Below are 10,791 nucleotides of genomic sequence, written 5' to 3'. Positions count from 1 at the left end.
TCCAGCGCGAACGAGCCGGGCGCCTCGCCGGGTGCGCGCAAGAACGTGGTCGGCGGGAGGTTCAGCGGCACGATCTTCTGGCTGATGGCCAGGTTCTGCGTCGCATACCACTCCCGCGAGGTGCCGTGCGAGGTCGGCTCCACGAACGACCGGTCCGCGGACGTGCTGCACGTCGAGTCGTGCCGCAGCGCGATGAGCGTGCCGTCCCGGTCCGCGCCGAGGGCGATCCGCTGCACGGTTGCGGCGCGGCCGGCGGTCGCGGTGAAGACCTGCTCGCGGCTCAGTGCGGCTTTGACCGGCCTGCCGAGCGCCCGAGCCGCGGCCGCCGCCAGGAACGCCGGGGTCGAGGTGACGCCCTTGCCGCCGAAAGCCCCGCCCACGAACGGATTCACGGCCCGGACCGATGACGGGTCCGCTTCCAGCGCGTCGGCCATCTCGGCCGCGTGCAGGTGGGCGCCCTGGTTCCCGCTGTAGACCGTCAAGCCATCGGAATCCCACAGCGCGACCGCGGAATGCGGCTCCATCGGGGCGTGGTTCTGCGTCGCGGTCCGATAGGTCGCGTCGACCACCACCGGGCTGGCGGCGAAAGCGTCCTCGATGGACTCGACGCCGTCCGCGAGAACGCTCAAGGCGGGCGGCGATCCGTCCATGGCGGGCGGTGCGTCCTCCGCGGTGGTGAGCCCTTCGTCCAGCGAGGTCCGCGCGGGCCGCCGGTGGTAGGAGACCTCGATGCGCATCGCCGCGTCCCGCGCCTGCTCGAAGCTTTCGGCGACCACGAACCCGATCGGCTGGCCGTAGTAGCTGACTTCCTTGTCCTGCAACGGAACCCAGATCTTGCCGGCGACCGACGAGGTCGGTGTGCGCAGCGGCAGCGGCTCGAACGGCGTGTACACGCCGAGCACGCCGGGGGAGCTGCTCGCTGCGGTGACGTCCATCGCCGCGATCTCCCCGTGCGCGATGGTGCTGACCACGACGTATCCGTGGGCCATCCCGGGGAAATTGCGGTCGGTCCCGTAGTCGGCCCTGCCGGTGACTTTCAGCGGCGCGTCCAGCCGGTTGACCATCAGTGGCTCCCCTCGGTGAGTTCGAGCAGGGCGCGGACGACGGTCCGCCGCAGCAGCGGAACCTTGAAACCGTTCGACGCCAACGGGCGCGCGCCCTCGGTCGCCAGCGCAGCGGCGTCCTCAAAGGACTCCAACGTGGCGGGCGCGCCGCGCAACGCAGCTTCGACAGCGCTGAGCCGCCACGGCACGGTCGCCACACCGCCGACCGCGACCCGGGCGTCGGCGATCATCTCGTCCTGGACGTCCAGCGCCACCGCTGCCGAGCCCAGCGCGAACTCGTAGGACTGCCGGTCGCGCACCTTCACGTAGGTCGAACGGGAAGCCCAATCCAGCCGCGGAACCACGACCTCGGCGATCAGCTCACCGGGCCGCAGGTCGTTCTCCACCTCGGGCGAATCCCCCGGCAGGCGGTAGAAATCGGCCAGCTTGACGGTGCGCTCGCCCGCCTCGCTGATCAGCCGGAGCTCCGCGTCGAGCGCGGTGAACGCGACCGCGACGTCGCTGGCGTGCGTCGCCACGCACGAGTCGCTGGTGCCCAGCACGGCGTGCATCCGGTTGGCGCCTTCGAGCGCGGGACAGCCGCTGCCCGGTTCCCGCTTGTTGCACGGCATTTCGACGTCGCGGAAGTACGTGCAGCGGGTGCGCTGCAGCAGATTCCCGCCGATGCTGGCCATGTTCCGCAACTGCTGCGAGGCGCTCAGCAGCAACGCTCGCGAGATCATCGGGTACACGCCGGGATGCGCCGCGACGTCGCTCATCCGCTCGAGCGCACCGATCCGCAGCCCGTCGGCGGTGTCGATGCCGCGCAGCGGCAGCGCGTTGATGTCCAGCACGTGTTGCGGTGCAAGAACATTGAGCTTCATCAGGTCGACCAGCGTGGTTCCGCCCGCGATCGGCGTTGCCGGTTGCACGAGCGCGTCCTGCACGGTTTCCGGGGCGGTGAGTTCAACGGGGCGCATCGGCCTGCCTCGCTTGTTCGATCGCGGCGACGATGTTCGGGTAGGCCGCGCAGCGGCACAGGTTGCCGGACATGAACTCCCGCACGTCCGAGACCTCCTGCTCGACCGCGGCGGCGGCCGACATGACCTGCCCGGACGTGCAGAACCCGCACTGCAGGGCGTCCTGCTCCACGAACGCGCGCTGCACCGGATGCAGTTCGTCCCCAGTGGACAGTCCTTCCACGGTCGTCACGGGCTGGCGCACGGTGGCTGCCAGGGTCAGGCAGGACAGCACCGGACGGCCGCCGACGTGCACCGTGCAAGCGCCGCATTGCCCCCGGTCGCAGCCCTTCTTCGGGCCGGTGATGCCGAGGCGTTCCCGCAGCGCGTCCAGCAGCGTGACGCCGGGATCCACCTCCAGATGTTCCGTTCGATCGTTGATTTCGAGCGAGATGTCCAAAAGGTCTCTTCTCCGCAGCTACTTCGCGGCCGCGCGGCACGGGTCCGCGGGCCTTGCGGCACATTGGTGGGAGACGGCCACGCCGAGTCGGCGGCCGGGCAGTGCAGTGGATGTACAGAAGCGGATAATCATCCGCTATGTGAACCGAGACTAGCGGATTAGAATCCGCTTCGCAACGAAGGCGGCGCACCGGCTCCGGCGCGCGCCGCGACTCGCGGAGTACGGAGGAACGATGGGGACCGGGTCGGTCAACTCCCGGCGCGCGGACACCCGGCGCAACCACGAGTGCATTCTCAACGCGGCGGCCGAGTCGCTGGCCGAGTCGGGCGAGCTGTCGTTCAACACCATCGCCAAGCAGGCCGGTGTCGGCGTCGGCACGGTGTACCGGCACTTCAGCGCCCCGGAAGAGCTCATCCTCGCGGTCTACCAGCGCGAGGTCGACGCCCTGGTCGAAGTCGTGCCGAAACTGCTCGAAACGCACCCGCCGCAGCAGGCCTTCCGGGTGTGGACGACCGACCACCTGACCCATTACATGATGACCAAGCGGGGTCTCGTCGACGCGCTGCGCGCCGCGACCGCATCCCGCGGGGAGTTGCCCGCGAACACGCACCAGATGGTGCTCGGTGCGGTCGCCGAACTGCTGACGGCGAACATCGCGGCCGGGACGGTGCGCGCGGACCTCGATCCGGAGACGGTGTTCCGCGGGCTCGGCGGACTGCTTTTCCTCGATCCGAGCGGCGATTGGCGCAACCAGACCGAGAACCTCGTCGATCTGGTTTGGCGGGGGATGCGCCCGGACGAGGACGGCGCGCCCCGCTGATCTTTCGGCGGCTACGACGAACGACGGGCCGGGCGGTTGGAGAACCGCCCGGCCCGTCGCGTTGCTGTTTCCGGTCTTGCTGAATCGTGGTTGGTGCTTGCAGGTTCGGTGCTCAGCCGACCGCCAGGGCGGTGAAGAGCATTGCGATGGCCAGCACGCCACCGGCGATGATGATGATCAGGCTCGTCGTCTTGCTCATGGCCGCTCACCCTCCGGACCGCAGCGCGGCGCGCGCACTCGGGGCGACCCGCCCGGATGTGCCATGAACTGCGAAAATCGTTGAGGCGCGAAGAACGGCGCGGTGCGAATGAGACGTAGTTCGCACAACCCCACCCCCGCAGTTGAGGGGGCCGGCGCAGCGCGAGCGAAGCCCGTGCCGCGGGTTCGAGCGCGGGATCGCGCTCTCGCTCCCGCCGGACCGGAGCGCCGGTCGAGTGCGCGACGATGCGGGGAGAACGTTGCGACCAAGGAGGAACACGTGTCGGAGTTCGCCGGGCCGCGCCCGAACGTCCGCAGGAAGCTCCGCGAATCGCTCACCGACGCCGCACCGGTCGTCGCGCCGGGCGTCTACGACGGCATCACCGCGCGGCTGGCCGAGCAGGCGGGTTTCGGCGCCGTCTACCTCAGCGGGTTCGGGGTGGCCGCGTCGCTGCTGGGCAGGCCGGACATCGGGCTGGTGACCGCGACCGAGATGGCCGACACCGCCCGGCGGCTGTCCCAGGCCGTGGACGTGCCGCTGATCGCCGACGCGGACACCGGCTACGGCAACGCGCTCAACGTGGTGCGCACCGTGCACGACTACGAGCAGGCCGGGGTCGCCGCGATCCAGCTCGAGGACCAGGAGTCGCCGAAGCGCTGCGGCCACATGTCCGGCAAGAGCGTGCTCGACGTGGACGAGGCGTGCGCCAAGATCCGCGCCGCCGTCTCGGCGCGCACCGACCCGGACCTGCTGATCATCGCGCGCACCGACGCCGCCGCGGTGCACGGCCTGCCCGCGGCGATCGAGCGGGCCCGCCGGTTCGCCGCGGAAGGCGCGGACGTGCTGTTCGTCGAAGCTCCCCGCACCGTCGAGGACATCGAGACGGTGGCGCGCGAGCTGTCCGGGCACTGCCTGCTGTTCAACCGCGTGGAAGGCGGCAACACCGCCGAGATCCCGTTCTCGCGGCTGGCCGAACTCGGTTTCGGCGTGGTGATCTCGCCGGTCAGCGCCCTGTTGGCGGCGACACCGGCGATCCGCGGAATTTTCGAGACGTTCCGCGCGCAGCACTCGACGGATTCGCGGGACATGGAGACTTTCCAGGGATTCCTGGAGACGATCGGGTTGCCCGGCATCCGCGAGCAGGAGCAGCGGTTCAGCTCTTGAGCGGCTCGGCCGCGCGCTGGTCGGAACGACGCAGCGCGCTGCGTCGATCGCATCCGGTGGCGATCCCTCCTTTTCCGCGCGCGGACACCTTTGCGATCATGACCGGGTCGGCGCGCCAGGCGAACCGGGGACCCTGGGTGCGGACGGATTCGGAGGGGTAGCAGGTTTGAGTCAGAACGCGGCCGACGATCACCGGACGGGAATCGATTCGACCGTGCCGCATTCGGCTCGGTTCTGGAACTACCTGCTCGGCGGCAAGGAGAACTACGAGGTCGACCGGGAGATCGGCGACTACGTCCGCGAGCACTTCCCGCGGATGGTCACCGTGGCCCGCGAATCCCGGTTGTTCCTCGGCCGCGCGGTGCGGTACGCGGTCGAGCAGGAGGGAATCCGCCAGTTCCTCGACGTCGGCACCGGCTTGCCGACGGCCGACAACACCCACGAGATCGCGCAGCGCTGCGCGCCCGAGGCCCGGATCGTCTACGTGGACAACGATCCGCTCGATCTCGTGCACGCCCGTGCGCTGCTGACCAGCTCCCCGGAGGGTGCGACGAACTACGTGCACGCCGACGTGCGCGAACCCGCGGTGATCCTCCGCGAAGCCGCCGCGACCCTGGATTTCGCGCAGCCGATCGGGCTGGTGCTGATGGGCGTGCTCGGCCACGTCGCCGACACCGATGAGGCCGCGAGGATCGTCGCGGAGCTGCTGGAAGCGTTGCCGCCGGGCAGCGTGCTCGTGCACTACGAGGGCACCGACACCCACGAGGAAATGGTCGCCGCCAACGACCAGTACGCGACCAGCGGCGCGATTCCTTACGTCGTGCGCACTCCCGATCAGGTCCGCGAGCTGTTCCGCGATCTCGAACTCGTCGAACCGGGCGTGGTTCCGGTGAGCCTGTGGCGCCCGGAGGTCGACGATCCGCGCGCGGACGTCGACGGCTACGGCGGCGTCGGCCGCAAACCGGCACCCGGGAACGACTAGTTGCGGGGCGCCCGGCGTTCCCTGGACGCGGTACGACGCGCGGCCCTCTCGTGCGCTTGGCGAAGCAGCGAAATCGCGCCCTCTACGTGTGTGCCCCGAGGCTCGCATCGTCGCCGCACTCAGGGCGGCGGGCTACCGCATCCCGGACGTTCGCAGGGCCGTCGCCGCCATTCGCGACTTCCGGGACGTCGATGGATCTCTCGAGGTACTGGACTCGAGGATCGACACCATCGCCCAGCGCGCCCTGGCGCTGCTTCGCGCAGGCAGCACCATGTCCGAGATCATCGGTGGTCGCCAGCCCGCGCAACCGTGACCGGACGCGACGAAGCCGCCCATCCCTTGTGGTCGGTACCCCTCCTGACGTTTAGGCTGGCGAACGATGTTGCGGATCGATCACATCGCGCTCGGGGTGCAGAACTTGTTCGAGGGGGCCGAGCGGCTGCGGGCCGAGACCGGCCTCGGGGACCGCGAAGGCGGCTGGTTCCCGGGAATCGGCGCGGCCAACCGCATCGCCGCGCTGGGTCCGCGGCAGTATCTCGAAGTGGAGAGCGTCATCGACGCGGTCACCGCCGAGCACACCGCAGGCGGGCGGTGGTTCCTCGACCAGCTCCGCGCAGGTGACGTGTTCCTCGGCTGGTGCGCGGGCGTGGACAGCCGCGAGGAACTGGACCGCTACGCCGAGTGGTTCGGCGTGCCGGTCGAAGAAACCGTGACCCGCGTGGCCGCGGACGGCTCGGTGCGCGGTTCGCCGCGAACGCCGAGCGCTCCGGAAGCGTGGCGCCGCGGACTGCCGAACGTGTTCCACATGGACCCGGACACGCACCCGGCGAACGACGCGCCGCACGGCCGGGAACCCGGCGGGATCGCGTGGATGGAGGTCGGCGGCACCGAGCGGGACATGCGCGAATGGCTCGGCTCCGGCGTCGACGATCTGCCGCTGCGGTTCAACCACCGCCCGCACGGGGTGTACGCGGTGGCGGTGCGCAGCTCGCCCGAGGAACACGAGATCGTCATCCGCAGGCGCCCGGTGTTGCTCGGGCAATGATCAGGGCGTGAATCCTCCGCGAGACCTCGCAGTTCGGTTACGGTTTCGGGCATGGATCACGACGCGGAGCTGGCCGCCCAAGTGGCGAACGCGGACTTCGACCGCGCCAACATCGCCCGGATGTACGACTACCACCTCGGCGGGTCGGCGAATTTCGCGGTGGATCGGGAAATGGCCGATCAAGCGCTGCGGATCGCGCCGACCGAGCGGGACTACTGCTGGGCCAACCGCGGATTCCTCGGCCGGGCCGTGCGGCATCTGGTGACCGAGGAAGGGATCGACCAGTTCCTCGACCTGGGTTCCGGCGTGCCGACCGTCGGCAACGTGCACGAGATCGCGCAGGAGCACAACCCGCGCGCCCGCGTGGCCTACGTGGACTGGGAGGTCATCGCCTGCCACCACGCCCGCTACCTGCTCGGCGAGAACGAGCAGGTGAGCGTCACCGAAGCCGACGCCTGCGACGTGGAGACGGTGCTCGACGCGCCGGGCGTGGCCGGACTGCTGGACTTCGACCGGCCGATCGCGGTGCTGGCCTTCGGGATCCTGGACATCATTCCCAGCCCCGACGGGGCGGCGCTGGTGACCCGCTACCGGGACAGGTGCGTGCCGGGAAGTGCGCTGGCGGTGTCCAACAACGCGCAGATCACGCGCACCGATGAGGAAGTCGCCGGGCTGCGCTACCTGCTGTCCTCGACTTCCACACCGCAGCTGCACCTGCGCACACCGGAGGAGGTCGCCGCGCTGATGCCCGGCTACACCCTGCTCGAACCGGGCGTGGTGCCCGCTGCGAAGTGGCGGCCCGACGAGCCGGTCACCGAGGAAGAAGCCGCCCGCGGCAACGTCTACGGCGCGGTCGGCATCCTTCGGTAACCGCGCGGGTAGCGGCTGTCAGGGCTGTCGCTGGTCGGTGTCGATGTGGTCGTGGTGGCGGTCTTCGACGGCGCGCCGCTCTTGTCGCCGCATGCGGCGCCTGCCCGGACGTGCGGTGCGGTCATTGGCGAGAACGACCGCCACCCACGGCAGCGCCCCGGTGACGATCACGATGGCCAGCGCCAGCCACCAGATGTGCGCGAGGAGTCCGGCGGCCGTGAAGCCCACCAGGTGCACCACCATCAGCACGGCGTAGACGCGCTTGCGGTGCCGCTGCTCCTCGTCGAACGACGGTTCGGCGTCGGTGATCAGCGCCGGGTCGTCCGATTGCCGTCCGCGTCGCATCGGCACCTCCCGCGTCGGTCGCCTCGTGGCGAGCCGCCGCGGGGCACCTGGGAGGCGTACCCGCGGCGGGGCGCGGGTTCACCTGCGCGGCGGCACGAACTCGGCCCGTTTCAGACCGCGAAGACCTGCGAGTCGTCGGCGAACGCCTTGAACTCCAGGGCGTTGCCCGCCGGGTCGTGCAGGAACATCGTCCACTGCTCACCGGGCTGCCCCTCGAACCGCACGTAGGGCTCGATCACGAACTCGGTGCCCGCCGCGCGCAGCCGGTTCGCCAGCTCGTGGAACTCCGGGACGGTCAGCAGCAGGCCGAAGTGCGGCACCGGCACGTCGTGACCGTCGACCGGGTTGTGCACGGCCGAGCGGCGTTCGGGCGCCAGGTGCGTCACGAACTGGTGGCCGTGCAGGTTCCAGTCCACCCAGGTCTCCGCGCTGCGGCCTTGGTCCAGTCCGAGCACCTCGCCGTAGAAGTGGCGTGCCGCGGACAGGTCGTCGACGGGCATGGCCAGGTGGAAGCGGGGGATGGTGCTCATGGGTGTGCTGCCTTCCTGCGCGTGGGCGGGCGGTGGATCGCACAACGTCGGCGGGGAGTCGCCGACATCTCACGAAGACGCCGGGAACCGGCGCAGCGTCGAACCGCCCGGACCCTACGACGATGCGCCGGTCCGCGGCCATCACTCCTGGTTCTGCCCGGTCAGCACGGCGTCTATCTCGTTCGTCAGCCGCGCCTTCCTGTCGGGTTCGAGGAAGCCGGCCTGCACTCCGTTGCGAGCAAGTGCGGCCAGGTCGGTGCGATCCAGGCCCATCCGGTTCGCGGTGCGGTACTCCTGGGTGAGGTCGGTGCCGAACATCGGCGGATCGTCGCTGTTGAGCGTGACCAGCAATCCCTCCCGCAACATGCGCGGCAGCGGATGATCCTGCAGACCGGCCACCGCACGAGTGCACAGGTTGGAAGTCGGCGAGACGTCCAGCGGAATCCGATGTTCCCGCAGGTGCTCCAGCAGCGCGGGGTCGCTCATGCTGCCGATGCCGTGGCCGATCCGTTCGGCGCCCAGGTCGCGCAGTGCCGACCAGACCCGGTCCGGCCCGCCCGTTTCCCCGGCGTGCGGCAGGCTGCGCAGACCCGCGGCCCGCGCGCGCTGGAACAGCTCGGCGAACGGTTCCCGCGCCACTTCCAGCCCGCCGACGCTGAAACCGACAACACTAGCCGGACCGTGCGCCAATACAGCGTCCAAAGTGGATGATCCTGCTTCGACGCCGAAATCCCCGGCGAAGTCCGGCACCCAGCGGACGGTGATGTCGTGCTCGGACTCGGCCGAGGTGCGTCCTTGCTCGAGCCCCGCGAACACGACGGCGGGCGGGATGCCGCGTCGGAGATGGCCGGACAGGCTGAAGTTCATTTCCGCGTAGCGCACGTTCTGCCGCGCCAGTGCGCGAATGGTTTCGGCGGCCAGCAACGCGAAATCCTCCTCGTCGCGCAGCACGCGAGCGGCGCTGCGGTAGACGTCGAGGAAGTGCGGAAAGTCCCGGAACTCGTACCAGGAACGGATCTCTTCCAGCGATTGCGGCAGGTCGGCGATGCGGTGCTTGCGGGCCAGTGCCAGCAGCGTGCCCGGCTGCATCGACCCTTCCAGGTGCACGTGCAGCTCGACCTTGGGCAGGGCGGTGAGGAAGTCTTCGAGCGTACTGTCGGTGGTGTGCATGACCGGTCCTTCCGGCGATCGGCACTCTCTTTCCGAACCGCGAAGCGCGGTGAGACCCCGGAACCGCGAAGTGCGGTGGCATCGGCTGGATCTCAAACCCGTCACCAGGCGAGATCGCCGCGCTCGTGGTCCTGCCCGTAGAGCGGAAGTGCGGGCACGACCCAACCGACGACGCTGTTGGCCGGCGCGCGGGTCTGCACGTCGGGCAATGCTAGATCACGCTGCGTGCCGAGTCGACCGGCAGCATCGTTCCTGGCCACCCGCGCATGCAGGTGCTGCGGGCGCGGGCGCTGCTGCGATCGGGTACTTGCCGTGCATGGAGAGTGCTGATCAGGATGGTTTCGCCGTGATCGCTACCTGGCGGGAGACGTCATCTTGGGAGCACTGACCGGAAAGATCGCACTCGTTACCGGATCCGCCCGCGGTCAGGGCCGCTCGCACGCGACCCGGCTCGCGGAGGCCGGGGCCGACGTGATCGCGGTGGACCGCTGCGAAACCGTGCCGGAGATGCCGTACGCCATGCCGGTTCCGGACGATCTCGCGGAGACCGCGCGGCTGGTTCAGAACCACGATCGCCGGATCGTGATCGCTCAGGTGGACGTGCGCGATGGTGACGACCTGGCTTCCGTGGTGGCGAAGGGCGCCGCGGAACTGGGCGGTCTCGACATCGTGGTCGTCAACGCCGGGATTTCGACGGTCCTGGCGGCCGAGGGAACCTCGGACTCGCAGACCTGGAACACCATCGTCGCCACGACCATGACCGGCGTCTGGAACACCGTGGAGGCGGCTCTGCCGCCGCTGCGCGAAACCGGCCGTGGCGGGTCGATCATCATGACCGGATCGACCGCGAGCTTGAAGGGCCTGGTCGGCGCGCCCGGCACTCCCGCGGTGCTGGCCTACACGGCGGCCAAGCACGGCGTGGTCGGCCTGATGAAGTCTTACGCGGTGGGGTTGGCGAAGGAGAGCATCCGGGTCAACACCGTGCATCCGTCCGGTGTGGACACTCCGATGCTGGAGAACGACTCGCTGCGCGAGTATTTCGCCGAGCATCCCGCGGACGCGGAGATGCTGCGCAACGCGCTGCCGGTCAAGATGCTGCAACCCGGCGACATCAGCGATGCCGTGCTGTGGCTGGCTTCGGACGCTTCCCGCTACGTCACCGGTGTGGGGTTGCCGGTGGATGCGGGGTTCCACGTCCTTTGAG

At 69.7% G+C, this 10,791-nt stretch carries 12 protein-coding genes; 6 read left to right on the top strand and 6 right to left on the bottom strand.

What is annotated here, in order from left to right; genetic code table 11:
* The 3 genes from IJH84_RS13790 to IJH84_RS13780 all read right to left on the bottom strand — a co-directional run.
* The coding region (locus tag IJH84_RS13790) for a molybdopterin cofactor-binding domain-containing protein (protein ID WP_295144951.1) at positions 1–1,064 on the bottom strand (1,064 nt) is incomplete at its 3' end.
* Positions 1,064–2,023: a xanthine dehydrogenase family protein subunit M gene (locus IJH84_RS13785; RefSeq protein ID WP_295144946.1), complete on the bottom strand. Its 960-nt coding sequence runs from the start codon at positions 2,021–2,023 to the stop codon at positions 1,064–1,066. The genes IJH84_RS13785 and IJH84_RS13790, both read right to left, overlap by 1 nt.
* Complete coding sequence (locus tag IJH84_RS13780) at positions 2,010–2,462, bottom strand: (2Fe-2S)-binding protein (protein ID WP_295144943.1); 453 nt, start codon at positions 2,460–2,462, stop codon at positions 2,010–2,012. The genes IJH84_RS13785 and IJH84_RS13780 overlap by 14 nt, the downstream gene beginning before the upstream one ends.
* A gap of 232 nt (positions 2,463–2,694) precedes the next feature.
* Between IJH84_RS13780 and IJH84_RS13775 the strand changes: the two genes are divergently transcribed.
* The 5 genes from IJH84_RS13775 to IJH84_RS13755 all read left to right on the top strand — a co-directional run bounded on the left by IJH84_RS13775 (position 2,695) and on the right by IJH84_RS13755 (position 7,542).
* Positions 2,695–3,282 carry a TetR/AcrR family transcriptional regulator gene (locus IJH84_RS13775; RefSeq protein WP_295144939.1) on the top strand — a complete coding sequence of 196 codons (588 nt, stop codon included), beginning with the start codon at positions 2,695–2,697 and terminating at the stop codon, positions 3,280–3,282.
* Between the two features lie 478 nt (positions 3,283–3,760).
* Entirely contained in the window at positions 3,761–4,645 is an 885-nt protein-coding gene (locus IJH84_RS13770) for an isocitrate lyase/PEP mutase family protein (protein ID WP_295144936.1), read from the top strand.
* 166 nt (positions 4,646–4,811) lie between these two features.
* Positions 4,812–5,627, top strand: coding sequence for an SAM-dependent methyltransferase (locus IJH84_RS13765; RefSeq protein WP_295144933.1), 816 nt, complete (start codon positions 4,812–4,814; stop codon positions 5,625–5,627).
* A gap of 379 nt (positions 5,628–6,006) precedes the next feature.
* Entirely contained in the window at positions 6,007–6,672 is a 666-nt protein-coding gene (locus IJH84_RS13760) for a VOC family protein (protein ID WP_295144930.1), read from the top strand.
* 51 nt (positions 6,673–6,723) lie between these two features.
* Positions 6,724–7,542 (top strand): SAM-dependent methyltransferase, encoded by an 819-nt coding sequence (locus tag IJH84_RS13755; RefSeq protein ID WP_200071580.1) that lies wholly within the window; start codon positions 6,724–6,726, stop codon positions 7,540–7,542.
* 18 nt (positions 7,543–7,560) lie between these two features.
* Here the strand turns inward: IJH84_RS13755 and IJH84_RS13750 are convergent, their stop codons facing one another.
* From IJH84_RS13750 to add, 3 genes are all read right to left on the bottom strand, one after another.
* On the bottom strand, positions 7,561–7,887 hold the full coding sequence (locus IJH84_RS13750) for a DUF3099 domain-containing protein (RefSeq protein ID WP_200071579.1): 327 nt from the start codon (positions 7,885–7,887) through the stop codon (positions 7,561–7,563).
* A gap of 110 nt (positions 7,888–7,997) precedes the next feature.
* Positions 7,998–8,417 (bottom strand): VOC family protein, encoded by a 420-nt coding sequence (locus IJH84_RS13745; RefSeq protein ID WP_200071578.1) that lies wholly within the window; start codon positions 8,415–8,417, stop codon positions 7,998–8,000.
* A gap of 141 nt (positions 8,418–8,558) precedes the next feature.
* A complete protein-coding gene (gene add, locus IJH84_RS13740) occupies positions 8,559–9,587 on the bottom strand; it encodes an adenosine deaminase (protein WP_295144921.1) in 1,029 nt (342 codons plus the stop codon).
* 375 nt (positions 9,588–9,962) lie between these two features.
* Here add and IJH84_RS13735 point away from each other — a divergent pair, with 375 nt between their 5' ends.
* On the top strand, positions 9,963–10,790 hold the full coding sequence (locus IJH84_RS13735; RefSeq protein ID WP_295144918.1) for a mycofactocin-coupled SDR family oxidoreductase: 828 nt from the start codon (positions 9,963–9,965) through the stop codon (positions 10,788–10,790).
* Position 10,791: the final 1 nt, after the last annotated feature.

This window comes from Saccharopolyspora sp., assembly GCF_017434145.1.
GTDB lineage: Bacteria > Actinomycetota > Actinomycetes > Mycobacteriales > Pseudonocardiaceae > Saccharopolyspora_C > Saccharopolyspora_C galaxeae.
Note: the sequence above shows the minus strand (reverse complement) of the source record. Positions and strands in the feature narration are given on the sequence as shown.

What these genes read in the sequence shown, in the direction of transcription:
- IJH84_RS13755 (WP_200071580.1), top strand. Translation starts at nt 6,724, where the DNA reads ATGGATCACGACGCGGAGCTGGCCGCCCAAGTGGCGAACGCGGACTTC.
- IJH84_RS13785 (WP_295144946.1), bottom strand. Translation starts at nt 2,023, where the DNA reads ATGCGCCCCGTTGAACTCACCGCCCCGGAAACCGTGCAGGACGCGCTC.
- IJH84_RS13750 (WP_200071579.1), bottom strand. Translation starts at nt 7,887, where the DNA reads ATGCGACGCGGACGGCAATCGGACGACCCGGCGCTGATCACCGACGCC.
- IJH84_RS13760 (WP_295144930.1), top strand. Translation starts at nt 6,007, where the DNA reads ATGTTGCGGATCGATCACATCGCGCTCGGGGTGCAGAACTTGTTCGAG.
- add (WP_295144921.1), bottom strand. Translation starts at nt 9,587, where the DNA reads ATGCACACCACCGACAGTACGCTCGAAGACTTCCTCACCGCCCTGCCC.
- IJH84_RS13775 (WP_295144939.1), top strand. Translation starts at nt 2,695, where the DNA reads ATGGGGACCGGGTCGGTCAACTCCCGGCGCGCGGACACCCGGCGCAAC.
- IJH84_RS13745 (WP_200071578.1), bottom strand. Translation starts at nt 8,417, where the DNA reads ATGAGCACCATCCCCCGCTTCCACCTGGCCATGCCCGTCGACGACCTG.